The following is a 25,222-nucleotide window of genomic DNA, read 5'->3' on the forward strand; positions in this document are numbered from 1 at the left end:
GGGGCGGTGTCACGCGGGCAGCCGCCGCGACCACCGTACGGGCAGGGCGGCCACGCCCCTGAGCATCGCGCCCGGGCGGCGTACGAGGGATTCGGGCGCGGTGTCCAGGGCGAGGTCCGGCAGCCGTCGCAGGAGCGTCCGCAGGGCGGTCCGGGCTTCGATGCGGGCGAGCGGGGCGCCCAGGCAGTGGTGGATGCCGTGGCCGAACGCGAGGTGTCCCCGGGCGGGGCGGCGGACGTCGAAGCGGTCGGGGTCGGGGAAGTGCGCGGGGTCGCGGGAGGCGGCGGCGAGGGAGAGCATGACGCTGTCGCCGGCGGGGATGCGGACCCCGGCGATCTCCACGGGTTCGGCGGCGTGCCGGAAGGCGGCCGCGGTGACGGGGCCGTCGTGGCGCAGCGCCTCCTCGACGGCGCCGTCGGTCAGGCGGGGGTCGGCGCGCAGCGCGGCGAGCTGGTCGGGGTGGCGCAGCAGGGCCAGGACCGCGCTGGAGATGAGGTTGACCGTGGTCTCGTGTCCCGCGACGAGCAGGAGGAAGGCCATCCCGAGCAGTTCCTCGGGGGAGAGTCCGCCCTGCCCGGCGGAGTCCAGGACCAGGGCGCTCATGAGGTCCGTGCCGGGGTCACCGGCCTTGGCGGCGATGAGGGCGGCGAAGTACGCGCTCATCTCGCCGGCGGCGGCGCCGGCCGCGGCGGGTGAGGAAGGCGCCACGAGCTCGGTCGACCAGGCGTGGAAGTGGTGCTGGTCGGCCAGGGGGACGCCGAGCAGTTCGCAGATGACGGTGAGGGGCAGGGGGAGGGCGTAGCCCGCGACCAGATCGGCGGAGCCCGCCGCCGGGAGGGCGTCGAGGAGCCCGTCGGCGATCTGCCGGACGCGGGGCCGCATCGCCTCGACGCGTCCGGCGGTGAACTCGCGTGAGACCAGGGCGCGCAGGCGGGTGTGGTGCGGGGCGTCGGTCTGCAACATGTTCAGCCCGATGGCGTTGCCGCCGTCGCTGCGCCACGTCGAGGAGTGCCGTATGTCGTTGCGCAGCCGGGGGTCGGTCAGGGCGGCGCGCACCTCGTCGCGGCCGAGCACGAGCCAGACGTCGCCGCTCCCGGGCACGTGGACGCGGTGGACGAGCCCCTTCTCGCGCAGGGCGGCGTAGACGGGGTACGGGTCGGCGGCGAAGTCGGTTCCCTCGGGGGCGAGTTCTTCGAGCGTGGGCGCGGGCATGGCGGTTCCCTTCCTCCTCGCATCAAACGGGGACTTGTCCCCGTTTCGTCGATCGGGAACGCTACCCCACGAAACGGGGGTTCCGACGGCCGGGTCGGTGGAGACCGCCCGTCCGGACGCCGTGCCCGGCCCCCGCACCCGACCCCGCGCCCGGTCGCCCGATCGGAAAAACGGTTGGCGGTCCGCGGCGGCCGTTGTTAATCTCCCCGCAGGCCGTGTGGGAGAACGAGGAGGTGGTACCCGTGAACGCTGTATCGACATGGGTGCTCCCCTTCGGGGTCACGGCCGGGCGATAGGTCGTCCGGGAGCGCCGTTCAAGAGCCCTCCCGAAAGGCACGACCATGCATTTCACTTCCGAACAGCGCCTCGACGACGGCGTCGTCGAGCGCGAATTCACCCTGGGCGAGATCCCCGGCACCCTGTGGACGCCCGAGTCCGCCGCGTCGGCCCCGCTGGTGCTGATGGCCCACAACAACGGTCTGCCCAAGGCGGACCCCCGGCTGGTGGCCCGGGCCCGGTACACCGCGGCGCGCGGCTACGCGGTGGCCACCATCGACGCCGCGGGGTGCGGTGACCGGCCCCGCTCCGCAGCCGACGAGCAGGCCCGCGCCGACCTCCGGCGGGCGATGCAGGCCGGCGAGCCGGTCGACGAGATCTTCGAGTCCTTCATCGGGCCGATGGTCGAGAAGGCGGTCCCGGACTGGCGGACCACCCTGGACGCCCTCCTCGCGCTGCCCGGGATCGACGGCCCGGTCGGGTACTCCGGCGGGTGGACCGCCCTCGGCATCCGGCTGGCGGTGGTCGAGCCGCGCATCGCGGCCGCGGGCTTCTTCGCCGGGGGGTACGTGCCCCGCGCCCAGCGCGAGGAGGCCCGGCAGGTCACCGTACCGCTGCTGTTCCTGCTGCAGTGGGACGACGAGGGCAACCCCCGCCAACGCGCCCTGGACCTGTTCGACGCCTTCGGCAGCGAGGAGAAGACGCTGCACGCCAACCTGGGCGGGCACACCGGCACCCCGTGGTTCGAGCTGGAGGACGGGTGCCGGTTCCTGGACCGGCACCTGAAGTGACGCCGGGCCGCCCGCCGGGCAGCGGACGGTAGGCGGCCCCGGCCGGGAAGCCGTCATCGAGGAGAGGCCGCGGCCCTCCTCGATGACGGCACCCGACCACCGAGGAACCGGCGCGCGGACACGGCCTAGCGGCCGCGTCCCCGCTGGATCTCGAAGTGGTCGATCCGCTGGCCCGTCTCGGCGAGGGCGCTGACCTTCAGCTTCGGGGAGCGGCCCGTCTCGACCTCGACCGCGAGGAAGGAGTAGTTGGTGTACCGCACCCGCGACCACTCCACCGTCTCGGTCGCCTTGGTCCCGCCCTTGACCCACCGGTAGGACTCGACGCTGTCGCGGTCCGCGACGTGGCCCTCGTACGAGTCCGGCACCGGGAAGCTGTACAGCGAACGCCCCGCCGCGCCGGCCGTGACGTACACGATGCCGTCCTGCGTGGGGTCGGTGCGCTCGCCGATGGGGACCTTCCGGCCGACCTTGTTGCCCTTGATCGCGTCGGTCCGCTCGTACACGTGGTTGTGCCCGTTGATGACCAGGTCCACCTGGTGCTTCTCGAACAGCGGCACCCACACGTCCCGCACCCCGCCCTCCGAGGCGTGCGCGCTGGTGGTCGAGAACGCGCAGTGGTGGAAGAACACCACGATGAAGTCCACGTCGCGGTGGTGGCGCAGTTCGCCCAGCCGCCGGTCCAGCCACGCGGTCTGCTTTCCGCCGCTGATACCGAAGTTGGCGGGGATCTCGTACGAGACGTCGTTCGCGTCGAGCGCCACCACCCCGACGTTGCCGTGCACGAACGAGTACACGCCGGGCTGGTTGACCGGGTCCGGGCCGTTGCCGGGCAGGGACCAGCGGGCGTTCTGGCCGCCGTAGCCCTGGGGCGAGTACCAGGCCTCCATGTCGTGGTTGCCGGTCGTCACCATCCACGGCACGGTCTTGGCCACCGTCTCCGTCTGGGCCAGGAACTGGTCCCAAGCCCGCGCGTCGTACGTGTCGCCGGAGGTGCCCGAACCGGAGGAGTCGGCGTAGCAGATGTCACCCGCGTGCAGGTGGAAGGCCGGGTTCTGGGCCAGCAGCACCGCGTCGTTGCCGAGCGCGTGGTAGCTCACGCCCTGGTCGCCGAAGGCCGTGAAGGTGAAGTTCTCGGCGCGCGAGGGGGCGGTGGTGAAGGTGCCGAGCGTACCGAGGTTGCGGTGGTCGGCGGGGTCGAAGCCGTCGTGCCCGACCCCGTAGTAGTAGGTCTGTCCGGGCCGCAGCCGGTCCAGGCCCACGTGCAGGTAGAACTGCTCGGCCGCGGCGATCTTGCCGCCGTTCAGGACCGGGGTGCTCAGGTGTCGGACCTCGGCGTCGATCTTCACGCTCAGCGCCCAGGGGCTGGTGCCCACGCGCAGGTACGGCTTCTTCACCGCGAACGGCACCTGCCACGACACCCGCATCTGCGTCTTGGGGTCCGCGCCGTACTGCAAGTGCCGTGCGAACGGCGCGGCCAGCGCACCGTCGACACCGCGCCGCTCGGTGGAGGCCAGCACGGTCGGAGCCGCGTACGCGGGCGAGGCCGAGCCGACGGTCAGGCCGCCGCCGGCGACGGCCGCGGTCACCGCACCCGCGCGCAGCGCGCCGCGCCGGGTGAACTTCGTACGCAGGTAGTCGTGCTGCTCGGCCATGCTCATCCGCGAGGCGAGCTTCTGGGGGATACCGAAATCGGGAAGGTCCATGGCTGCAAACCTCATCGTCCGAGGCGACGCGGAGTTCGCCGAGAGGTGAACGGACGGGGGCGTAACCCCCATGAGAATCCCCGGAATCACCCATCTTTTGCCACGCCGGACCGAAGCCCGGACGGCGGCGTCCACCGCTCCGGAGGCGTACTCGGAGGACGGGTCACCGCCCCGGCGGACCGCGCCCGCGGCGCGACCTGGAGAATGCCACGATATGAACTCTCCGTCGCCGTGGGGTCTTTCGGGCAGAGCGCTGCGCGCCGTGCGGGAGTACCCGCGCCGTGCGCCGCTGACCTTCGCCTACGTCTGCCTGCTCCTGGCCGGACACGCCTGGGTCGGTCACGGGCTGTCCGCCGAGCGGGCGGCCACCGTACTGGGATACCTCAGCACCAATCAGGACAACCTGCAAGATCATCCGCTCTCCGCGCTCCTCGGCAGCGTGCTGTTCTTCGACGGAACCCTCACGGACGTCACCTCGGTGGGCTTCGTGGGCACCCTGATCACCTTCGGCCTCGGCGTCTGCTGCTTCCTGGCCCGGGCGGAGAGCCGGTGGGGAAAGCGGCGCGCCGCGGCCGTGTTCCTCGGCGGGCACGGCGCGGCCACCCTGCTCACCGCCGTCGTCATCGCCGTCGCGCTGCGGCGCGGCTGGTATCCGGCGGACGTGCGGCAGGCCCTGGACTACGGGGTCAGTTACGGAGCCCAGACCGTACTGGCCGTCGGTACGCTCACCCTGCCGCGCCGGGGCCGTATCCCCTGGGCCGTCTTCGTCCTCGGATGGCCCCTGGGCGGGGCCGAATGGACGGGGCCGCTGCCGGACTTCACGACGGTCGGGCATCTCGTGGCGGCGGCCCTCGGTTTCGCGCTGCTGGGTCTCCCGGCCTTCAGGCGGCGACGGCGGGGCGCGGGCGCGGCGACCGGCCGCGCCTGCGACGGCGCACGCCGCACCGGCTCACGGGGACTGCGCGCCCCGTGGTCCGCGCAGGCGCACCGCGAGGGCGGCGACGTCGTCGTCGAGCCGGCCCTTGCTGTGGCGCAGGAGGTCGCGATGGAGAGCCGTGAGTACCTCCCGGGGCGCGAGCGGGGGCTGCCGGCGCATCCAGGCCGCCAGCGGGAAGAACTCGCCGTCGCGGACGCGGGCCTCGGCGATCCCGTCCGTGTAGAGGAGCAGCAGGTCGCCGGGGGCGAACTCGAAGCTGTCCACGCTGTAGTGGTCACCGATCAGCTCCGCGAGGCTGAGCAGCGGTGAGGGGGACGAGGACTCCAGCACGCGGAGTTCCCCTCGGTTCAGCAGCAGTGGCGGGGGGTGTCCGCAGTTGAGGACGTCGATCCGGCCGCCCTCGTGCGGGATCTCCACGAGCAGGGCGGTGGCGAAGCGCTCCATCGGGCCGTCGGAAGGGAAGGAGGCGTTGTACCGGGTGCTGCTGGCATCCAGCCTGCGCGCGATGCCCACCAGGCCGCTTTCACCGTGGGCCGCCTCCCGGAAGGCGTTGACGATCGCGGCGGCCTCACCCACGGCCGGCAGGCCCTTGCCCCGTACGTCACCGATGAGCATCCGGATCCCGTACGGGGTCTCCACCACCTCGTAGAAGTCCCCGCCGATCCGCGCCTCCGCCGCGGCCGCGAGGTACAGCGACTCGATCTCGATGTTCCCGAAGAGCCGCGGCAGGGGGCTCAGCACCACCTGCTGCGCCGCGTCGGCGACGAGCCGCACCTGGAGGAGGGTGCGCTCCCGCTGGAGCCGCAGGTGGCTCCCGTAGGCGGCGGCCACGGTGACCGCGATGATCCCCGCGCACGTCCACCACGTTCCCAGATCGGGGAAGACCAGGCTGAGGCCGATCATCAGCAGGAGGCAGACCGTCCCGAGCAGGACGGTGGGGAGGACCGGCCACATCGCGGCGGCGAGGGCCGGCGCGGCGGGCAGGAGGCGGCTGAAGGCCATCTCCGGCGGAGTGGCGTAGGCCAGGCTTGCGATGACGACGGTCAAGATGACCGGCGACAGCCGCACAAGTCTTCCCCGGCCGGGGCGCCGACGGAGCCACGGTCGTCCAGACTCGATCACATTTCCTAGAATATCCATGGAACGGGGACATGGCGCTGCGATGCGCCGGCCGCCGTGCCGCACGGCGCTCACAGCATGACGTGCTTGACCTGGGTGTAGTCGAGGAGGCCGGACAGGGAGAGGTCGCTTCCGTAGCCGGAGTGTTCGACACCCCCGTGGGGCATCTCGGAAACGGTGGTGCCGTGGGTGTTCACCCAGACGATGCCCGTGTGGAGCATCCGGGTCGTGCGCATGGCCCGGTCGTGGTCCGAGGTCCAGACGCCGGCCGCGAGGCCGAAACGGACGTCGTTGGCCAGGCACAGGGCCTCCGCCTCGTCGGCGAACGGCTGGACGGTCACGACGGGGCCGAAGGTCTCCTCATCGCCGGGCGGGCCCGTGCGCAGTTGTCGAGCCGACGCCGCGAAGGCCGCGAGGAACGCGTCGTGCACCCGGTGGTGGACCAGGAGCCGGGTGGGCGCGGTGCAGTCCTGGCCGGCGTTGTAGTAGGCGACGGCGGCGAGGGCCGCGGCCGCCGCCCGGACATCTACGTCGTCGTGGACGATGACGGGGGCGTTCCCGCCCAGCTCCAGGTGGACGCGTTCGAGCCCGGCCGCCGCGGCCGCCGCGATCTCCTGGCCCGCCCGCACACTGCCCGTGACCGCGATCAGGGCCACGTCGCGGTGGGCCGTGAGCGCCCTGCCGGTGTCGCGGTCGCCGCAGACGACGTTGACCACGCCCGGTGGCAGGTGTGCGGAGGCGATCCGGGCGAGGAACACGGACGAGGACGGGGTGGTGTCGGCCGGCTTGAGCACGGTCGTGTTCCCGGCGGCGACCGCCGGGGCGATCTTCCACGCCGCCATCATCAGCGGGTAGTTCCACGGGGTGATCTGGGCGCAGACCCCGACCGGTTCGCGGCGCAGCAGGGAGGTACGGCCCGGCGTGTACTCGGCGGCGGCCGCGCCCGGAAGGTTCCGGGCCGCCCCGGCGAAGTAGCGCACCGTGTCGACGATCGTGGGCAGCTCCTCGTCCCTGAACTGCCGTACCGGTTTGCCGGTGTCCGCCGTCTCCGCGGCCGTCAGGGCGTCCGCGTGCGCCTCCATCGCGTCGGCGAGGGAGAGCAGGGCGCGCTGGCGGACCGCCGGGGTGGTCGTGGACCAGCCCCCGTACGCGGCCGCCGCCGCCGCGACGGCGGCCTCGGTGTCGGCCCTGCCGGAGTGCGGAGCGCGGGCGTGCACCCGGCCGGTGGCGGGGTCGGTCAGTTCCATCGTCTCGCCGGAGGCGGCCGGCCGGTCCACGCCGCCGATGTGGTTGAGCAGGGCGCCGCTCACGGCGTCGGTCAGGGCGTCAGCCACGGCGCAGCACCTCCTCGGCGGTGTCGCGGCCGGTGCGTACGGCGCCCTCCATGTAGCCGGCCACCCACTGGTCGGACCCGCAGACGTAGAAGGGCGGCTCATGGGTGCCGTGCCGGGGGCCTACGGCCATGACGTCGCCGGGAGTCCACTGGGTGACGTACCCCCGGGTCCACGGGTCGGTGCCCCACATGCGCAGGTGCGTGGCGAGCGGGCGGTACGCCTCGTCGCCGTACAGGCGGGCGACCTCGCCGAGCAGTTCGCGCTCCCGCAGGTGGGCGGGCGCCCCCAGGAGTACGCCGAACCGCTGGGGCGGGACGAGGGCCGAGAGGACGCCCTCGCCCTGCGGCCAGGTGCTGCCGAGGACGCCCTCGCACTCGGAGAGGCCGCTGAGGCCGCGGTCGCGCCAGAACGGCCTGTCGTACGCGGCGGTGAACTTGGCGGCGAGGGCGTTGCGCTGGCGGTGCAGCGAGGCGAGGCGGCCCTCGCTGACGCCGGTGACGGCGACGGAGCGGAGCGGGCCGGCACGCCTGGGTCGGCGGCGCCGTGGAACGGGGCATCGCATCGGGCGAGTTCACCGAGTGTGACGTCGCCGCGCTCAGCACGCTGGTCCTGGCCCTCTGCGACGGCCTCGGCATCCGCCTGATGCTGGACGACCCCCGGGTCGACCTCGCCACGGCCCGGTCGACGATCTGGGGCGCCATCGCCCCGGCGCTCGGGATCGCCCCGGTCTTCCCGTAGCTGTGACACCGCCCTCGGGAGGTGCGCCCTCGTCACCGGGCCAGGTCGTCGGCTCCGCCCGCCGCCTCCGCCGGCTGAGGCGTCATGCGCTCCAGCCCCCTGCGCTCGTAGAAGCGGGTCATCGCGAAACCGACGACCAGGGCGAGGACCGTACCGACGGCGATCATGGTCCACGCCCGGGTCAGACCCGCGTCGGCGCGCGCGTCGAAGAAGAGGATGGCGCGCACCCCGTCGCTGAGCTGGCGCATGGGCTCGAAGAGGGAGAGGAAGCGGTAGAAGCCGGGGACGGCCTGGAGCGGGACGGTGGCGCCCGACGACGGCAGGCCCAGCGCGATGAACACGAACATGGACACGAGCTGGCCGATCCCGCCGAACGCCGCGTTGATCGCCTGTACGCCCAGGCCCACCGCGAGGCCCGCGCAGTAGGAGTAGATCCACAGCAGCGGGATGTGTGCGGCGTCCATCCCGAGGATCGAGATCGTGGCCACCATGACCAGCGTGGTGGTCAACACCGTGATCACGGCCGTCATGACCACCTTCAGCAGCAGCGTCTGGGTGCGGCTGATCGGCACGGTGGGGCGGCGGGTGTGCCAGGGGCCGAGCTCGCTGTCCGCGTAGCCGAGTGCGGTGTCCACGCCGGTGTTGATGAGGTTGGCGCCCAGGAAGCCGATGAGTACCAGCAGCAGGGTGTAGTAGAACGCGCTCAGCCCCAGACCGCTGTGCTCGCCGACGGGATGTCCCACCCGGTTCACGATCTGCACGGGGTCGGCCAGCAGCAGGCGCGTGGTGGGATCGGCCTGCGCGGTGGCGGGGGAAGCCGTGAGTCCTTGGCCGATGGCCTTGGAGGACTGCCGGGCCGCCGCCGTGCTGATGCGGTCGGCCAGGGATGAGCCGATGCTCCCCATGCCTGGGTTGGTGAGCACCGTGATCGTCGGCCGGACCGTGGCGTTGCCGGTGGTGAGCGCGGCCACGGAATCGGTGAAGTCCGCGGGGATGACCAGGGCGCCGTAGATCTTGGCGGAGGAGAGCTGGTCCTGTGCCTGGGCCTGGGTGAGCGGGCGCCATTGGACCTTGCCGGACTTGTCGCCGCCCGTCACGGCCTCGGTGACCTGCGTCCCCACGTTCTGCCGCCGGCCGGGCAATGGCTTGCCCGTGTCCGCGTTGACGATGCCGACGGGCAGATCGCGCAGCCTGCCGTTCGGATCGACGATGCCGCCCATGTACAGCAGCGACAGGAGCAGGGCGAGCAGTCCTGTCAGCACCGTGGGTACCGCCCACAGCTTCGGGCGGCGGAGCAGCGCCGAGGCGCGTGCCCCGACGGCGGCCACGGGGCGGGTGTCGTCGCTGTGGTTCATGTCGGCGTCCATGGTTCTCGTTCTCGGCGAGTTCCGCGGCGACACCGGGGCGGCGTACGCGGACGGCCGCCCTCCGGGGTCCGGGGGTGCCCGTGCCCGCAAGCATGGGACGTGACGCGGGGCGGCGTCCGCAGGCTCACCGGGCCAGTGCGGCCCGGGCGGCCTCCAGGATCTCGTCGGAGAGCGGGGAGTCCTTGGTGGCGCGGGCCAGTACGAGCGCACCGAGCATCGTGCACAGCCGGACGATGCCGTCCTGGTCGTCGGTGGCGAGCCAGTCGGCGAAATCGGAGATGCCGTCGGTGTAGGTACGGTGCGCTCCGCGGTCCCCGGGGTCACGGGCCATGTCGGTGGCCAGTCCGGCGGCGGGGCAGCCCGTGGCGGCGGAATCCCGGTGCCGGGGGGAGAGGTAGCTGTCGATCATGGCCCGCTGGGCCGCGGGGCGCTCGCCCTCGTTCTCCTCCAGGACGCTCGCCCGCCGCTCGGCCAGTTCCCCGAAGGCGTGCGAGACGGCCTCGTCGATGAGGGCTTCCTTCGAGTCGAACTGCTTGTAGAAGCCGCCGTGCGTCAGGCCTGCCGCCTTCATCAGGTCGGCCACGCTCACGCTCGTGCCCTGTTCGCGGAAGAGCTGCGACGCCATCTCCACGACCCGCTTGCGGTTCTCCTGCGCCTGAGCCTGCGATACCCGGCCCATGGGCACCTCCTCGTTTGGATGACGGCTGACATCTATCGTACGCTCGGTATAGATTATGAATGTAATCTAAATCGGCGTCCGGGGAGTCCCTACCCCGGGCCGCCGCTGCACCCCTTGGGAGATGCCATGGAACTGAAGGACGCCGTCGCCGTCGTCACCGGAGCCAACCGGGGCCTGGGCCGTCACCTCGCCGCCCAGCTCACGGAGCGCGGGGCCAAGGTCTACGCGGCCGCCCGCCGTCCCGAGTCGGTGGACCTGCCCGGAGTCGTACCGCTGCGAATGGACGTCACCGATCCGCAGTCGGTGCGGGAGGCCGCGCGGACCGCCTCGGACGCCACCCTGCTCGTCAACAACGCCGGGATCTCTACGGGCAGCGCGCTGGTCGCGGGCGACTGGGACGCGGTGCGGCTGGAGATGGAGACGAACTTCTTCGGCCCGCTGGCCGCCACCCGGGCGTTCGCGCCGGTCATCGAGGGGAACCGGGGCGGCGCCGTCCTCAACGTCCTGTCCGTCCTCTCCTGGTACCACCCGGCCGGCCTCGGCGCCTACGCCGCCGCCAAGGCCGCCGGCTGGGCGATGACCGACGCGATCCGCGAGGAGCTGGCCCCGCGCGGCATCGCGGTCACCGCCCTCCACGTCGGCTACATGGACACGGACATGGCCGCCCGGGTTCCGGCCGGCCAGAAGAGCGACCCCGCCCTCGTCGCCGCCCTCGCCCTCGACGGCCTGGCCGCCGGAGCACCGGAAGTCCTCGCCGACGACCTCACCCGCAGCGTCAGGCAGGGGCTCGGAGCCGTACCGTCCGCCGTCTGACCCGCGCGGCCGCCGCCCACAGCCCGTCACCGCCGGACCGGACCAGGAAAGACCCCTCATGGCAACCACCGCCCCATCCGCCACACCCGTCCCCGCTGTGGCGGCCGGTACGCCCGCCCCGAGCGCCCCGCCCGCCCCGCCCGCCCCCGGCACCGGCCGCCGGCCGCCCGTACGGGCCTGGCTCCAGCCCGCCGTGATCGCCCTGGTCCTGGCCGCCGCCTTCATCGGCTGCTACATCGGCCTGCAACGCGACCCCCAGCCCCACCACGTCCCCATCGCCGTCACCGGACGGGAACTCGCGGACCGCATGCGGGGCGCACTCGGCGACAGCGTCGAGGTGCACCCGGCCGCCGATGCCGCGTCCGCCCGCCGGGCCCTGGAACGCCACGAGGTCTCGGCCGCGCTCGGCGAGGGCCCCGGCGGCCGGCTGAACCTGGAGGTCGCCGGAGCCTACGGACCCTCCACCACCTCGGCGGTCAAGAGCCTCGTCGGCGCGTACGCCGAGGGCGCGGGCCGGCAGGTCACCACCGAGGACGTCGTGCCCCTGACCCGCTACGACACGCGCGGCCTGGCCGGGTTCTACCTGGCCTTCGGCGTGACCCTCGCGGGATTCGTCCTCGCCCAGAACGCCCTGGGCCTCGCCGGCCTGCTCCGCCTGCGCCACCGGTTCTGGCTGCTCTCCGCGGTCTCCGCCGCCGTCGGGACCGTGGCCGCCGTCTTGGCCGGGCCCGTCCTGGGCGCCGTACCCGCCCCGGTCCTCCCGCTGGCCTTCACCCTCACCCTGCTGGCCGCCGCGGCCGCCTTCGCCACCAAGCTCCTGGGTACGTACCTGGGCCCCGTCGGGGTGCCGGCCGCGACCCTGCTGCTGCTCACCGTGGGCAACTCCACCAGCGGCGCCGCCATCAGCGCGGACCTCCTGCCGCCGGCCGCGCACGCCGTCTCGGCACTCCTGCCGCCGGGGGCGGCCGTACGCGCGATCACCGACCTCAGCTACTTCCACGGTGCCCACGTCACGGGCCCGCTCGTCACACTGGCCGCCTGGGCCGTGACCGCCGCCCTCCTGGTCGGCCTGCGGAGCCGCCTGCGCCGCACCGCCACGGCCGGCTGAACCGCCGTGGCCGCCGCGGGCGCGGCACGGCGGGGCCCCGGCCCGCGCGCGTCGCAGGACGACCGCGCGGACCGGGGCCCCGCCCGTGTGTGCGGGCCCGGCCGGCCGTGGCCGGGCGCCTGGGGTCAGCAGACCGGGTTCTTCAGGGCGCTCCAGGTCTTGGCACCGACGATGCCGTCGACGGGCATGTGGCACATGTCCTTCACCCGGCGCTGGAACTCGCGCACGGCGCGGTCGGTGTCGGGGCCGAAGTCGCCGTCGACGCCGGACGGGCCGATGTTCACGTTCCAGGTCTTGAGCAGACACTGGGCCTGCCTCACCGCGTCACCCTTGGAACCCTTGCTGATGACGGGCTGCTTGTCGGTGTGGTTGCAGCCGCGCGAACCGGTCACCGCGGTGCCGGAGTTGGTGGCCGCCACGGCCGAGGGGGCCAGGGCGACACCGGTGCACAGGGCAGTGGAGGCGACGAGGAGCGCGAGACGCTTGCTGACGAGCATGGCTGTGTTCCGTCCTTCGATCGGTGCGGGCCGTTTCCCCCGTGGACGTCCCCGAGTCGGCCCGCGGTCCTGATGTCCGGGACCGGTGGTCGGCCGGTCCCGTGCTGCCGGGGCATGAAGCTACGGGCCGGGGCCCGGGCCCGTCGTCCCGTACTGGATGGATCTGCGCGTCAACCACCGGTGCAGGGAAGTCGCTTCTGCAACTCAGGGGCGAGTACGCGAGGAGGAGGCCGGTCCGTGCCGTGCGGGCTAGGCTGCGGCGATGCGGATCCGCCCCTCCTCCATGGACGCGCTGACGGCCCTCGCGCAGACGGGTGTCGCCGTGCTGCTGGGCCGGGAGGCGGTCGTCCAGGGCTGGCCTCCCCTGGACCTCGCCGCGTACCTGCTCGTCGGTCTGGTGACGGTGCCGGTGGCCGTGCGGACCAGGGCACCCGTCGCGGTCTGCCTGTTCACCCAGCTGATGTGGGTCGTGTACATCACCGCCGGATACTGGCCGGTGGTCACCTGCTTCGGCCCCATGCTCGCCGTGTACACGGTGGCCGCGCTCTGCCCGGTACGCACCTCGGCGGCCTGCGCCGCCCTGATGGGGGCCGTATGGGTGTACGCGGGACTGCTCGGCAACGGCCCCGGCGGCTCCCTGGCGACCGTCCTCGCCCAGGCCGTGGTCTTCCCGGCCGTGCTGTGGCGGTTCGGCCTGATGGCCCGCCGGTCGGCCGAACTGGCCCGCCAGCTACGGCGCGAGCGCGACGAACGGGCCCGCCGGCACGTGGCCGAGGAACGCGCGCGCATCGCACGGGAACTGCACGACATCGTGGCCCATCACATGTCCGTGATCTCGATCCAGGCGGGCCTGGGCGGGTACGTGTTCGACTCGGCGCCCCACACGGCCCGGACGGCCCTGTCCACCATCCAGGACACCAGCGCCGAGGCATTGGACGAACTGCGCCGGATGCTCAGCCTGTTGCGGGACACCGACCGGGACCGGGTGGACGACGACGGGACCGGCCCGGCCGCCCCGGGCCGGGACGCCCCCATGCCGGGCCTGTCCCGGCTGGCGGAGATGGCCGAACGGGTCCGGGCCGCCGGCGTTGCGGTGGACCTGCGGATAACGGGTGATGCGCGCGAACTCGCCCCCGGCGTGGAGCTGTGCGCGTACCGGGTGACGCAGGAAGCGCTGACCAACGTCCTCAAGCACGCCCCGGGCGCCCGCGTGAGCGTGGCCCTCGACTACCGGCCCGCGCACCTCTCGGTCACCGTGACCGACGACGGCGCGGGCGCGGACCCCGTTCCGGCCAAGTTGGTACGAGGGAGCGGGAACGGGTTGATCGGCATGCGCGAGCGGGCCAAGCTCTACGGAGGAACGATCAGCACCGGGCCGCGCAGCGAAGGGGGCTACACCGTGTGCCTCACGCTGCCGACCTCCGCCCGGACCGTAGCGCCGCGCGAGGACGGTGGCCCGGCATGACGGGATCCTTACCCTTGAGGGTGCTCGTGGCAGACGACCAGTACCTGATCCGGGCCGGGCTCGTGGGCCTGCTGGAGGTGGCCGACGGCTTCGAGGTGGTCGGCGAGGCGACGGACGGCGCCGAGGCGGTCGAGCTCGCCGCCCGCACCCGCCCCGACGTGATCCTCATGGACATCCGGATGCCGCGCATGGACGGGATCGCCGCCACGGAGAGGATCCTCGCGCAGACCCCGCCCCCGGCGCCCCGCGTCCTGATCCTGACCACCTTCGACCTGGACGAGTACGTGTACGGAGCCCTGAAGGCCGGGGCCTCCGGCTTCCTGCTGAAGGACTCGGGCCCCCAGCGCCTACTGGCCGCCATCACCGCCGTGGGCAGCGGGGACGCCCTCTTCGCGCCGACGGTGACCCGGAGGCTCGTGGAGGCGTTCGCCACCCGCTCGGGCGGCGAAGGGGCCGGTGACACCGCCAGGTCCGGGGCCACCGGACTGGAGGCCCTGACGGGCCGGGAGATCGAGGTACTGGAGCTGGTCGGACAGGGCCTCGCCAACGCCGAGATCGCCTGGCGGCTGTTCATCACCGAGGGCACGGTCAAGAGCCACCTCAACCGGACGATGACCAAGCTGGGCCTGGAGAGCCGGGCCCAGGCGGTTGTGACGGCGTACGAGAGCGGACTGGTGGTCCCGGGCCGGAACACCTGAGGGGAGTCGAGCAGCCCCGGGCAACCGCGCGCAGATCTGAGGAGATCCGTCAGGCCGCCGTGTCCCGGGGGAACTCCACGGGGTACGTCTCGGCGAAGTCCGCGGACCGCCCGACGGCGCTCCACCTCTCGTCCTGCTCCAGCAGCCGACGGTTCTGGGCGAGCGCCCCTTCCGACGCCATCACCCCGAGCGCGAGATTGGTCGGGACGTCCCGGCGCTTCGCCATCCGCACCAGGATCTCCGCGGCGCGCACCGGGTCGCCGGCCGGGCCCTCGGTGCTCTGCCGGATGCGTCGGTTGATCGCGCCGACGGTGCCCTCGTAGCCCTCGGGCACCTCGTGCACGGTCATCGAGGATCCTGCCCAGTCGGTGCGGAACCCGCTGGGCTCCACGACCAGTACCCGGACGCCGAACGGCGCGGTCTCCGCGCGCAACACCCGGCTGAAGCCGTCGATCGCGAACTTCGCCGCCTGGTAGGAGGCGATGCCGGGGGAACCGCCGACCCGGCCGCCCATGGAGGAGAACTGGACGACCAGTCCGCCGCCCTGTTCCCGGAGCAGGGGGATCGCCGCCTTGGTGACGTTGTAGACCCCCCAGAAGTTCGTCTCGAACTGTGCGCGGAAGTCGTCGTCGTCCGTGGTCTCGATCGGGGAGACGTTGGCGTAGCCGGCGTTGTTGACCAGTACGTCGACCCGTCCGAAGCGCTTCCTGGCCTCCTCCAGTGCCGCCTTCGCGGCCTCGGGGTCGGTCACGTCGAGCGCGATCGGGGCGATCCGGTCGCCGAACTCGCAGACCAGGTCGTCGAGCTGTTCCGGCCGGCGGGCCGTGGCCGCCACGGTGTCGCCGGCCTGCAGGGCGGCGCGGACGAGGGCGCGCCCGAAGCCGCGCGAGGAGCCGGTGATGAACCAGGTCTGCTGCGTGTTCTCGGTCATGGTTCTTACTGCAACACGGTTGCGTTAATAGTGCAACCTCGTTGCGCTAATGTGGGGCCCGTGGACACCACCGATTTCCAGCGCGCCCGGTCCCCGCGGGCCAAGCAGCAGCGGGAGGCCGCCATCCTGGACGCCGCACGGGCCCTGGGCGCCGAGCGGGGCATCCGGCAGGTCACGCTGACCGACATCGCCGCGGCCGTGGGCATGCACAAGTCCGCGCTGCTGCGCTACTTCGAAACGCGGGAGGCGATCTTCCTGCGCCTGACCGCGGCCGACTGGCAGGAGTGGGCGCCGGCGCTGTGCGCCGAGATCGGCCGGGTCGCGGACGGCGACGCGGCGGGAGTGGCCGCGGCCTTCGCCCGCACCCTCGCTGCCCGCGGCATGTTCTGCGACCTGCTCTCGCAGGCACCGATGAACCTGGAGCGCAACGTCTCGGTGGAGGCGGTGCGCGCGTTCAAGCTGGTGACCCTGGCCGCGGTGGACGAGATCGCCACCGCGGTCCGCGCGCGACTGCCGGAGCTCACCGAAGCCGACGGAGTGGACCTGATGGCCGCCGCGACGTCGATGTCCGGCTCGTTCTGGAACATCGCGACGCCGGGGCCGGAAGTCGCGGCGCTGTATCGCGACGATCCGCGGCTGGCGCACGCGATCGTGGACGTGGAGCCACGGCTGGCCCGGATCCTGACCGCGATGCTGGAGGGAACCGTCGCGCGACGGCTCCGCGAGCGCCCGTAGGGGGCCGCCGTGGGGCCGGCCCCTACGGGCTGTGGGGTGCGCTGAGTGGCACCTGATCAGCGCTCAGCGCTCAGCGCTGTCTTCACCGCTGAGCGGTCTCAGTGCTCGCAGAGGGAGAATTCTCGTTCGTAGAGCTGCTCGTTGTGCTCGTCGACGAAGAACTTCCTTTCCTGCATGAGTTCTTCGCGGTAGGCCTTCGCCTGTTCGAGCGTCATGGTCGAGGTCTTGGACCACGGTTGCTGCGGCGGCACATCGGAGGTCGAGACGATCTCTTGCCCCGGGTCCACGAGGAAGAACGCGAGGATCTTGCGATGCCCCGGGCGGCTGCCGTCCGCGAGGCGGAACGGGCCGACGCGGTGTTGCAGGATGTTGGGGAACGCCAGAGAGCGGCCCGCCGGGGTCGCGGTCGATCCCAGCACCTGGTTCAGCGCGTCCTCGTCCTCCAGGCCGTAGACCTCACGCAGGCCGTTGTCGTCGTTCTGTTCGTAGTTCGGGTCGTCGAGTGCCGCCCGGAAACTCAGCCGGCTTTCGGTGATGTTCTCGCTGTCCCAGTAGTAGAGGGCGGTCGAGACGATCCGCTCGTTCATCATTCCCTCGACGTGCCAGGAGCCGCCCGGGTACTCGGGCTTGTCCGGAGTGAGGTGGATGGTGGCGAGCTTGGTGATGACCTGGAGGCGGCGGCCGCGCAGGTCGACCCGGGCCGACGGGTCGGGCAGCGGGGGCGCGGTGAAGGCCGGGGCGTCCGGGATGACCGGGCGGCGGTTCTCCCACCACTCGTCCTGGGCCTGTTCCCACGCGGTACGGGCTTCCGCGTAGGCCTCGTCATCACCGTGGGAGGCGCGGTCGGGATACTCCGGTTCCGAGTCGTACCACCCGTAGGGATCGGCCTCGATCCGCACAGGCCGCGGATGGCGCAGATCGGTGAGCACGTTCTCCAGCAGCGGGAGCAGGCACGCGAACAACTCCGGCAGGACGGCGGCGAGTTCGCGGTGCAGCTCAGGGTGGACGTTGTTGACGTACGAGCGGAAGGCGACACCGCCGTCGTCACTGACGTCGACATCCGTGGGCAGCCACTGGAACCGCTCCGAGAACTCGTACTTCGAATAGCGGTCCGTCGGATTCCGCCAAGCCCGCTCGGGCGCGCCGCTCGCCTCTCTCACCAGGCAGAACAGCGAGGGGTGGACCAGATCCAGTACCTGGCCGTCGGAGCCGGGGTGCCAGTCCCGTTCCGCCTCGGGGACCTGTTCCAGAACCTGAACCGCCTCGCGCAGCCGGGACCTGAGCTCGTCGTCGACCAGCGTGTCCGAATGCCACACCCCGTCGACGGAGGACACCTCGACACCGGTTCGTTCGTCCCGCAGCGCGGCGTAATGTGCGAGCTCGGCGAGCACGTACCGCACCTGCGCTCCGGTGAGGCCTTGCGCGACCGCCTCCTGAGTCCACCTGGCGACGACGTCGGCGTCGTTCATCTTGTCGAACCAACGCGGCTTCGCCCGAAGGTGGGAGCTGCACTGCATCATCTGAAGCTCCCGCAGCGTTCGGGGTGTCGCGAACGCTATGGAACGGGAAGCATGGAACGGCAGTGGGAAAGCGGGCAGGCCGGTCAATTCTCTGGGTCCTCCGAGTCGGTGTGCGGTGGCGGGAAGGATACTTCAGCGGACTGACAGCCCAGCCGTGGTGCCCGATCCGTTTCTCATCCGGAGTCGTCGATGACCGTTCGCCGTGTGGTTCCCAACATCCAGTCAGAGGCTGCGCAGGAGAGCCGGCAGTTCTATGGCCTGCTGGGCTTCGAGGAGGTCATGAACCACGGCTGGATCATGACGCTCGCCTCCCCGACCACTCCGGCGGCGCAGATCAGCATCATGACGGGGGACAAGACCGCTCCGGTCACCCCCGACATGAGCGTCGAGGTGGACGACGTGGACGCGGCGTACGCGGCCGTGCGCGACAGCGGCGCGGAGATCGTCCATCCCCTCCAGGACGAGGAGTGGGGCGTGCGGCGGTTCTTCGCCCGCGACCCCAATGGCCGGGTGGTCAACGTACTGAGTCACCGGCCCTCCCGCTGACCACGACGGGGGCGGACCCCGCCGCGGAGGGCTCCAGGTTCCGCATGCGGCCGTAGGCGTAGACGCAGCCCGCGAGGGCGAGGTCGGACAGGAGCATGAAGCCGATCGAGTACGAGCCCTTCGCGCTGTAGACGGCGCCCATGAGCAGCGGGGGTACGAACCCCCCGAGGCCGCCCACGGCGCCGACGATCCCGGTGACGCTGCCGACCCGGTCCTGCGGCGTCACCTGCGAGACGAGGGCGAAGACGCTGCCTCCGGCGGCCCCGAGGCCGGCCGCCATCAGGAGCAGGGCGACGGTGCCCACCGGGTACAGCGGGGGATCGAAGGCCTGGACCACGGCGAAGAGCGCGACGAGGGCCAGTGCCCCGGCGGTGACCACGGCCGGGTGGAAACGGTCCGACAACCTGCCCCCGACCGGCCGGAAGACGACGGTGACCAGGGCGAAGCCGGCCGCCTTGGTGCCCGCTTCGGTGGGCGACAGCTCGTACCACGTCTTGAGGTAGGTCGGGAGGTAGACGCCGAACGCGACGACCCCGCCGAACCCGATCGCGTACAGGCCGGACAGCTCCCAGGTGACCCGCAGCCTGCCCGCCTGGCCCAGCCGGGTGGAGAGCGGGGCGGTGGGGACGGGCCGGCCGGGGCGGTCGGTGATGAGGAAGGCGGCGGCGACGGCGAAGACGGCGAGTGCGATCGCGACGACGATGAACGGGAGGTTCTCGCCGTGTGCGGCGATGCGGGGCGTGAAGTATCCGGAGAGGGCGACACCTCCCGTTCCCATGCCGAACACGCCCAGGGCGAAGCCCCGCCGGTGGGGCGGGAACCAGGAGTTCACGAGGGGCACGCCGATAGCGAACGTGGTCCCGCCCAGGCCGAGGAGGAACCCGGCCAGCAGGACCCACCCGTAGCTGTCGCGGGTGGGGATGAGGAGCAGCACCGGAACGATCGTGAGCGCCGCGACCAGCGGGAAGACGGTGCGGGCGCCGTAGCGGTCGGTCAGTGCGCCGACCGGGATGCGGCCGAGCGACCCGACCAGCACCGGAACGGCGACCAGCACCGACTGCTGGACGTCGCTCAGGCCCAGGCGGTCCTTGTAGCCTGCGGCGAGCGGGGCGATGAGGTCCCAAGCCCAGAAGGTGAGGGCGAACCCGACCGTGGCGACGGCGAGGTTCCGGTACGCCTCGGCGGGAGGTTTCGCTTCCGTCTCCATTCGGCCAGTCAAAGCGAAATCGTCCGGCCCGTCGCCCGGACTGGGCCATCAGTGGGCCCTCGGTCGACGGGCTCCGTGACCGAAGGCTGTGGCAGGATGCCGAGATGATCTCCAGCTCACGGATACCGGAAGTCGTCCCCGCGGGGCGGATGGCCGGGATGGAGCAGCCGGTGCTCGGCCTTCCGAGCGGCCTGGAACTGCGGCCCTGGCGCCCGTCCGATGCCGACGTCTTGGTGGCCGCAGGCCGGGATCCCGCGATTCGCCAGTGGAACCGGCTGCTGGTCGAGACGCCCGGGGACGCGCGCCGGAGGATAGAACGCATGCATGAGCGTTGGCGCGCCGAGCTGAGCGCGATGTGGGCCATCGCGCGACCGGGCGAGGAGGCGAGGGGACTGATCGGGTGGGGCGACATCGACCTCACGGGCGGCAGTGCCGAGATCGTGTACTGGATCCTCCCCGCCGCGCGCGGTGGTGGTGCGGTGGTCGAGGCCACGAAGCGCGTCAGCGAGTGGGCCCTGAACGATCTCGGCCTGCACCGTCTGCGACTGTGCCACTCGGTGGCCAACCAGGCATCCTGCCGGGTGGCCGACAAGGCCGGATTCGCCCTCGAAGGCACCATGCGCAGCGCGCTGCTGCACACGGACGGATGGCACGACGAGCACCTGCACGCCCTGGTCCAGGGCGACATCTGACCCCGCGGCAGACGATCGGCCCGCCGTCGCCGGGAGGCGGGGCGGGCCGGGGAGGCTTGCGGTGGGGCGTGGTCAGGAGCCGAGTACCAGGGCCGCGGCGACCGCCGGGCCGAAGGCGCCGCCGAGCTGGTAGCAGAGGGCGAACAGGCCGATGGCGACGGGCCGCTGGTGCTCGGGGGCGCCGGCCGCGGCGTGCATCGAGAGGCAGGCGTTGGCGCCGGTGGCGGCGAAGACCCCGCCGACGGTGGCCGCCAGCAGGAGCGGGCCCCAGTCGCAGAAGGCGGCGGCGGCAGCGGCCAGCACCCCGACGCCGATCAGGACGGTCAGGACGGCCGGGCGGCCCATACGGGCCGAGGAGGCGGCGAGCAGCCAGGACAGTGCCGAGCCGACGAGCAGCGCGACCAGCTGACCGGCCCCGGCGGCGCCGGTGTCCCAGCCGGCCCGGTCACCGAGCAGCCGCGGCACCGCGAAGAGCAGCGTGAAGTACGAACCCGACAGGGCGAGCGCCAGCAGTCCCGAGGTGACGAAGACCGGCGTGCGCAGCAGGGCGGCCGGGACGAACCCCTCGGGGCGGCGCCGGATGTGCAGGGCGAGCAGCACCGCGGCGACGAGGGCCGCGCCGAGTGCGGCCAGCGGGGCGTGCGGGAGGGTGACCAGGGCGGTGGCCAGCACGGTCAGCAGGGCTGCGCCGCGGCCGTCGAAGCGGTCGGACGAGGGCGTGATGGCCCCGGCGTACCGGAGTACCGCGGGCACGGCGAGCACCGCGACCACCGACACGGAGAGGGACAGCCGCCACGAGGCGGCGTGTGCGAGCTGTTCGCCGAGGAGCGGACCGGCCGCCCCGAGCATGCCGAACCCGGCGCTGATGACACCCATCCGGCGGGCCGTCCCGGCCAGGCTCATCGCCGACGCGACCAGTCCCGCGCCTCCGGCGGCCTGGGCGGCCCGGCCCGCCAGGGTGAGCGGGAGCCAGGGGGAGACCGCGACGAGGAGGGTGCCGCCGAGGACGAGGACGGAGGCGAGGCGCAGTACGGGCCGCAGACCGGTGCGGCGCAGGAGTCCGGCGAGCAGCGGGGTACCGACCGCCATGGCCCAGGCGAAGGCGGATACGAGCCAGGACGCGGTGGAGGTGGATACCCCGAGCGAGCGGGCCATGTCCGGCAGGATCAGGACCGGGGCGTTGGCCCCGGCGGCGATGGGGGTGGCGAGCAGCGCGAGCCAGAAGGCGGGGACGGGTCCGCGGGCCGCTGGGCGGCCGGGGGCAGCCGGGCTCCCGGGTGCGCGGGTGGCGGAAGTGCCGGTCCCGGCACGGATGCCGGTGTCTGTGCCTGCGGGCGCGGTGGTCATGGCGCCGCTCCAATCCATCTGAAGGTTAACAATCTCAACGTTGAAATAAAATCACCAGAGGCCCCTCAACGTCAAGTCTCTTAACGCTGAAACATCTGGGTTATGCTGGATCCGGCGCGAGCGCGTGATCGAGACGGTGGACGGAGACCCGATGAGTGACGCGGTGGATGTGATCGTGGGCCAGTGGGCGGCGCAGCGGCCCGACCTGACGGACGAGCTGTGGCCCATCGAGGTCCTGGCGCGGATCCAGCGGATGAACCGCATCATCGAAAAGCAGCTCAAGGCCTTCGTGGCCGAACGCGACCTGGAGGTCGGCGAGTTGGACATCCTGACGACGCTCCGGCGCTCGGGTCCGCCGTACACGCTCACCGCCGGGGCGCTCGTCCCGGCCGCGATGGTCACCTCGGGAGCCATCACCAACCGCATCGACCGGATGGAGGCCAAGGGCCTGGTCGAGCGCATCCGCGACGGCCAGGACCGCCGCTCGGTCCGGGTCCGCCTGACCGACCAGGGCCGTGAGGTCGCGGAGAAGGTGATGGCGGAGCATCTGCAGCACTTCGCCTCCCTCCTCGCTCCCCTGGACCGCGACACCTGTGACACGGTGGCCTCGGCGCTGCGTACCCTCTTGGAATCCCATGGGGACACCTCGATCGGCTAGGGCCCTCCGGGCGCTGTGTCAGGTCGCCCCCTCACATCCGGCCATGCCTCCTCCGCGCCGCCGCTGATCTGCGAGAAGCCGTACGGGTAGGGGAGTTGGCGCCCCGCCCTGCGCGCGACCGGCGCCGGCCGGCCGCTGTCCGCCCCGGCCCCTTCCATCCGATGTGGCCGGTTTCGCCCGCCGCCCCGTCACCGCCCGGTGCGGGCCGACGCGGTCTGCGCAAGCGCTCGGCCGGGGGTGGGGAGACTCCGAAAAGCAGGGTGACGGTCCTAGGCCGTGTCTTTCGGATCACGGCGGGGTCGCGGCGCGCGGTGCCGCACCTCGTCGCGTTGTCGTCGGTCGCCGACGCTCCGCGTCGACTCCCTCCTCCGCCTTGCGATGCACGGCACCGCGCGCCGCGCCCTGATCCGCCCTGATCCGAAAGACACGGCCTAGGTGAAACGGCGTCACCTCCAGTAAGTTACCGCCAGGTAAAGCCGCTGCGGCTCGACTTACGGGGGAGTAATGAACCGGAGAACCACGGCTCTGCTGTCTACCGCCATCGTGACCGCCGTCAGCCTCGGCATCGGCGTCGGTACGGCGCCGTCGGCGTCGGCCGCGCCCCGCGCGGGCGCACGCGTGGCCGCCGCGGCGCCCGACGCCTTCTACCGCTACGACGGCGGCGAGCCGCTGGCCTCGTACCGGCCGGGCGACGTCCTGAAGAAGCGCACGCTGAACTACCACGTCTTCGGGATCCCGACCCCGCTGAAGGCCGTCCAGCTGCTCTACCGCACGACCGACGCCCAGGGCAGGCCCTCGGCCAACGTGACCACCGTGGTCCGCAGCCCCCACGGCGACGGCGGCAAGGCGGTGTCGTACCAGTCGTTCTACGACTCCCTCAGCCCGGAGGACGGCCCCTCCCGCGCCATCGCGGGTGGCGTCTCCCTCGGCGGCGTCATCGCCAACGCCGAATCCCTCATCCTGGCACCGCTGTTGGCCAAGGGTTACGACCTGGTCATCCCGGACACCGAGGGCCAGAACGCCGACTTCGCGGCCGGCCCGGAGTACGGAACCAACACGCTGGACTCGATCCGCGCCGCCACCCGCACCGGGGAGACCGGCCTGCACGCGGGTACGAGGATCGGCCTGTTCGGCTACTCGGGCGGGGCCGTCGCCACCAACTGGACGTCGGCCCTCGCCCCCGCGTACGCGCCCGAGGTGAACAGCAGGCTGGTCGGCTTCGCCGAGGGCGGGCTGCTCGTGGCCCCCGCGCACAACCTCAAGTACGTCGACGGCGCGCTGGCGTGGAACGGGGTGATCCCGATGGCCGTCATCGGCGTCTCGCGCTCGTACGGGATCGACCTCAGCCCGTACCTCAGCGCGAAGGGCCTCGCGATCGTCAAGGAGCTCGAACAGGGCTCGATCGTCGACGCGCTGGGCCGCCACCCGGGGATGACCTGGAAGGACATGGCGAAACCGCAGTACGAGGACCCCAACTCCATCCCGGTCTTCGTCGATGCCGTCAACAAGATCAACCTTGGCCAGGCCGCCACCCCGACCATCCCGGGGTTCATCGGGCAGGGCAACGCGGGATGGCTCGAAGGGACGTTCAACACCCCGCCGGGCATCGGCACGGGGGACGGGGTCATGGTCACCGGTGACGTACGGGCGCTGGCCCGGCAGTACTGCGCCAACGGCAACCGCTCGATCAAGTACGAGCAGTACGGCCTGCTCAGCCACGTCGGTGCCATGCCGTACTGGGCGCCGCGCGCGATGGCCTGGCTGGACGACCGCTTCGCGAGCCGTACCGCACCCAGCAGTTGCGGCACGATCACGGCGGGCAACTCGCTGGAGCCGCAGGAGCCGACCGTCACGCGGTGACGGGCCGGGCGGTACGAGCCGTGGTCGAGGTGGTGTCTGCGGCGATGCGGAAACCGATGTTGGCGGTGGAACTGTCGGGGGTGTTGGAGCTGCGGGCCGCGACGCGGTAGCGGTTGCAGTAGGAGTCGTGGCAGAGGTAGGAGCCGCCGCGCATGACGCGGTTGAGGGTGTGGGGCGTGAACCGGTCGGCGCACCACTCCCATACGTTTCCGACGGTGTTGTAGAGGCCGTATCCGTTGGGGCGGAAGGACTTCGCCGGCGCCGTGCTCTCGTAGCCGTCTTCGGCGGTGTTGTGGACGGGGAAGTCGCCCCGCCAGATGTTGCACATGTGGCGGCCTTCGGGAGTGAGTTCGTCTCCCCACGGGTAGCGGCGTTGTTCGAGGCCGCCGCGGGCGGCGTATTCCCATTCGGCCTCGGTGGGCAGGCGGGTGCCGGACCAGGCGCAGTAGGCCTGGGCGTCGTTCCAGGAAACGTGCACGACCGGGTGGTTGTGGCGCGCTGCCAACGATGAGCCGGGGCCTTCGGGGTGGCGCCAGGTGGCGCCGGGTACGGCTCGCCACCAGGGGACGGCTGCGACCGGCGGCGACACGGCGGCGACGGCTTCGGCCAGGAAGCCGCCGAACACGTAGGAGTAGCCGAAGTGTTCGGCCTCGGTGACGTGGCCGGTGGCTTTGACGAAGGTGGCGAACTGGGCGTTGGTGACGGTGGTGGGTGCGATACGGAAGGGGTTGACGGTGACTTCGCGTACGGGGCCTTCGCCGTCGGTGGGGGAGGAGTCGGGGTCTTCGGTCCCCATGAGGAAGCGGCCGCCGGGCAGGTCGATCAGGCGGCGGGCGGCTGTCGTGGTGGGTGGCGCGGCGGGTGGCGGTGGTGTGGGGGAGAGGGTGAGGGGGGTGGTGCCCTCGTGTGCGGGGGCGCAGCAGGAGAGCATCACGGCTCCGTCGGTGTGTGTCGGGGGGAGTGGCGGGTACCCGGCCGGGTTCATGGCG

At 72.2% G+C, this 25,222-nt stretch carries 24 protein-coding genes and 1 pseudogene; 12 read left to right on the plus strand and 13 right to left on the minus strand.

The window, feature by feature from the left end; all coding sequences use genetic code 11:
- Window positions 1–9 precede the first annotated feature (9 nt).
- Window positions 10–1,212, minus strand: a complete 1,203-nt coding sequence (locus CP980_RS32065) for a cytochrome P450 family protein (RefSeq protein ID WP_150529744.1) — start codon at window positions 1,210–1,212, stop codon at window positions 10–12.
- Window positions 1,213–1,553: 341 nt separating this feature from the next.
- Here CP980_RS32065 and CP980_RS32070 point away from each other — a divergent pair, with 341 nt between their 5' ends.
- Window positions 1,554–2,279 (plus strand): dienelactone hydrolase family protein, encoded by a 726-nt coding sequence (locus CP980_RS32070; protein ID WP_150529745.1) that lies wholly within the window; start codon window positions 1,554–1,556, stop codon window positions 2,277–2,279.
- A gap of 125 nt (window positions 2,280–2,404) precedes the next feature.
- Here CP980_RS32070 and CP980_RS32075 read toward each other — a convergent pair whose 3' ends face one another.
- Window positions 2,405–3,982, minus strand: coding sequence for a purple acid phosphatase family protein (locus CP980_RS32075; RefSeq protein ID WP_150529746.1), 1,578 nt, complete (start codon window positions 3,980–3,982; stop codon window positions 2,405–2,407).
- Window positions 3,983–4,196: 214 nt separating this feature from the next.
- Here CP980_RS32075 and CP980_RS36600 point away from each other — a divergent pair.
- Window positions 4,197–4,796, plus strand: a pseudogene (locus CP980_RS36600) (rhomboid-like protein); the annotation flags it as partial.
- A 135-nt stretch (window positions 4,797–4,931) separates the two neighbouring features.
- On the opposite strand, the gene CP980_RS32085 reads toward CP980_RS36600, so the two are convergent.
- From CP980_RS32085 to CP980_RS32095, 3 genes are all read right to left on the minus strand, one after another.
- Window positions 4,932–5,987: a PP2C family protein-serine/threonine phosphatase gene (locus CP980_RS32085; protein WP_229907452.1), complete on the minus strand. Its 1,056-nt coding sequence runs from the start codon at window positions 5,985–5,987 to the stop codon at window positions 4,932–4,934.
- A 122-nt stretch (window positions 5,988–6,109) separates the two neighbouring features.
- Window positions 6,110–7,285 carry an aldehyde dehydrogenase family protein gene (locus tag CP980_RS32090; RefSeq protein ID WP_229907458.1) on the minus strand — a complete coding sequence of 392 codons (1,176 nt, stop codon included), beginning with the start codon at window positions 7,283–7,285 and terminating at the stop codon, window positions 6,110–6,112.
- A 79-nt stretch (window positions 7,286–7,364) separates the two neighbouring features.
- On the minus strand, window positions 7,365–7,934 hold the full coding sequence (locus CP980_RS32095; protein ID WP_229907453.1) for an FAD-dependent oxidoreductase: 570 nt from the start codon (window positions 7,932–7,934) through the stop codon (window positions 7,365–7,367).
- Here CP980_RS32095 and CP980_RS32100 point away from each other — a divergent pair.
- Window positions 7,916–8,110 carry a TetR family transcriptional regulator C-terminal domain-containing protein gene (locus CP980_RS32100; protein WP_229907454.1) on the plus strand — a complete coding sequence of 65 codons (195 nt, stop codon included), beginning with the start codon at window positions 7,916–7,918 and terminating at the stop codon, window positions 8,108–8,110. The genes CP980_RS32095 and CP980_RS32100 overlap by 19 nt on opposite strands.
- A 32-nt stretch (window positions 8,111–8,142) precedes the next feature.
- Here CP980_RS32100 and CP980_RS32105 read toward each other — a convergent pair whose 3' ends face one another.
- Both CP980_RS32105 and CP980_RS32110 read right to left on the minus strand, forming a co-directional pair.
- A complete protein-coding gene (locus tag CP980_RS32105; protein ID WP_229907455.1) occupies window positions 8,143–9,477 on the minus strand; it encodes a YhgE/Pip domain-containing protein in 1,335 nt (444 codons plus the stop codon).
- Between the two features lie 124 nt (window positions 9,478–9,601).
- Window positions 9,602–10,156: a TetR/AcrR family transcriptional regulator gene (locus tag CP980_RS32110; protein WP_150529748.1), complete on the minus strand. Its 555-nt coding sequence runs from the start codon at window positions 10,154–10,156 to the stop codon at window positions 9,602–9,604.
- A 126-nt stretch (window positions 10,157–10,282) separates the two neighbouring features.
- Here CP980_RS32110 and CP980_RS32115 point away from each other — a divergent pair, with 126 nt between their 5' ends.
- Window positions 10,283–10,969, plus strand: coding sequence for an SDR family oxidoreductase (locus CP980_RS32115; protein ID WP_150529749.1), 687 nt, complete (start codon window positions 10,283–10,285; stop codon window positions 10,967–10,969).
- 58 nt (window positions 10,970–11,027) lie between these two features.
- Window positions 11,028–12,077 carry a hypothetical protein gene (locus tag CP980_RS32120; protein WP_150529750.1) on the plus strand — a complete coding sequence of 350 codons (1,050 nt, stop codon included), beginning with the start codon at window positions 11,028–11,030 and terminating at the stop codon, window positions 12,075–12,077.
- Between the two features lie 125 nt (window positions 12,078–12,202).
- On the opposite strand, the gene CP980_RS32125 is transcribed toward CP980_RS32120, so the two are convergent.
- A complete protein-coding gene (locus tag CP980_RS32125) occupies window positions 12,203–12,574 on the minus strand; it encodes a peptidoglycan-binding domain-containing protein (protein WP_132761527.1) in 372 nt (123 codons plus the stop codon).
- A gap of 262 nt (window positions 12,575–12,836) precedes the next feature.
- Here CP980_RS32125 and CP980_RS32130 point away from each other — a divergent pair, with 262 nt between their 5' ends.
- Both CP980_RS32130 and CP980_RS32135 read left to right on the plus strand, forming a co-directional pair.
- The gene (locus tag CP980_RS32130; RefSeq protein WP_132761528.1) at window positions 12,837–14,039 is read left to right on the plus strand and encodes a sensor histidine kinase; all 1,203 of its coding nucleotides are present in this window, start codon (window positions 12,837–12,839) and stop codon (window positions 14,037–14,039) included.
- Window positions 14,036–14,737, plus strand: coding sequence for a response regulator (locus CP980_RS32135; protein WP_123510645.1), 702 nt, complete (start codon window positions 14,036–14,038; stop codon window positions 14,735–14,737). Before CP980_RS32130 ends, CP980_RS32135 begins: the two co-directional genes overlap by 4 nt.
- A gap of 49 nt (window positions 14,738–14,786) precedes the next feature.
- Here the strand turns inward: CP980_RS32135 and CP980_RS32140 are convergent, their stop codons facing one another.
- Entirely contained in the window at window positions 14,787–15,668 is an 882-nt protein-coding gene (locus CP980_RS32140; protein ID WP_150529751.1) for an SDR family NAD(P)-dependent oxidoreductase, read from the minus strand.
- A 60-nt stretch (window positions 15,669–15,728) separates the two neighbouring features.
- Here CP980_RS32140 and CP980_RS32145 point away from each other — a divergent pair, with 60 nt between their 5' ends.
- On the plus strand, window positions 15,729–16,403 hold the full coding sequence (locus CP980_RS32145) for a TetR/AcrR family transcriptional regulator (protein ID WP_150529752.1): 675 nt from the start codon (window positions 15,729–15,731) through the stop codon (window positions 16,401–16,403).
- A 98-nt stretch (window positions 16,404–16,501) separates the two neighbouring features.
- On the opposite strand, the gene CP980_RS32150 is transcribed toward CP980_RS32145, so the two are convergent.
- Window positions 16,502–18,010: a DUF4246 domain-containing protein gene (locus CP980_RS32150; RefSeq protein ID WP_150529753.1), complete on the minus strand. Its 1,509-nt coding sequence runs from the start codon at window positions 18,008–18,010 to the stop codon at window positions 16,502–16,504.
- 102 nt (window positions 18,011–18,112) lie between these two features.
- Here CP980_RS32150 and CP980_RS32155 point away from each other — a divergent pair, with 102 nt between their 5' ends.
- Window positions 18,113–18,469 (plus strand): VOC family protein, encoded by a 357-nt coding sequence (locus CP980_RS32155; protein ID WP_150529754.1) that lies wholly within the window; start codon window positions 18,113–18,115, stop codon window positions 18,467–18,469.
- Here the strand turns inward: CP980_RS32155 and CP980_RS32160 are convergent.
- On the minus strand, window positions 18,438–19,676 hold the full coding sequence (locus CP980_RS32160; RefSeq protein ID WP_132761533.1) for an MFS transporter: 1,239 nt from the start codon (window positions 19,674–19,676) through the stop codon (window positions 18,438–18,440). The two genes, CP980_RS32155 and CP980_RS32160, sit on opposite strands and share 32 nt — an antisense overlap.
- A 104-nt stretch (window positions 19,677–19,780) precedes the next feature.
- On the opposite strand from CP980_RS32160, the gene CP980_RS32165 reads away from it, so the two are divergent.
- Complete coding sequence (locus tag CP980_RS32165; protein ID WP_150529755.1) at window positions 19,781–20,368, plus strand: GNAT family N-acetyltransferase; 588 nt, start codon at window positions 19,781–19,783, stop codon at window positions 20,366–20,368.
- Between the two features lie 72 nt (window positions 20,369–20,440).
- Here CP980_RS32165 and CP980_RS32170 read toward each other — a convergent pair whose 3' ends face one another.
- Entirely contained in the window at window positions 20,441–21,715 is a 1,275-nt protein-coding gene (locus CP980_RS32170) for an MFS transporter (RefSeq protein ID WP_132761535.1), read from the minus strand.
- 151 nt (window positions 21,716–21,866) lie between these two features.
- Here CP980_RS32170 and CP980_RS32175 point away from each other — a divergent pair, with 151 nt between their 5' ends.
- Entirely contained in the window at window positions 21,867–22,373 is a 507-nt protein-coding gene (locus CP980_RS32175; RefSeq protein WP_132761536.1) for a MarR family winged helix-turn-helix transcriptional regulator, read from the plus strand.
- 504 nt (window positions 22,374–22,877) lie between these two features.
- Window positions 22,878–24,233, plus strand: coding sequence for a lipase family protein (locus CP980_RS32180; RefSeq protein WP_150529756.1), 1,356 nt, complete (start codon window positions 22,878–22,880; stop codon window positions 24,231–24,233).
- On the opposite strand, the gene CP980_RS32185 is transcribed toward CP980_RS32180, so the two are convergent.
- Entirely contained in the window at window positions 24,223–25,164 is a 942-nt protein-coding gene (locus CP980_RS32185; RefSeq protein WP_150529757.1) for a formylglycine-generating enzyme family protein, read from the minus strand. The genes CP980_RS32180 and CP980_RS32185 overlap by 11 nt on opposite strands.
- Between the last annotated feature and the right edge of the window lie 58 nt (window positions 25,165–25,222).

It is taken from the genome of Streptomyces vinaceus (assembly GCF_008704935.1).
GTDB classification, from domain to species: Bacteria; Actinomycetota; Actinomycetes; order Streptomycetales; family Streptomycetaceae; genus Streptomyces; species Streptomyces vinaceus.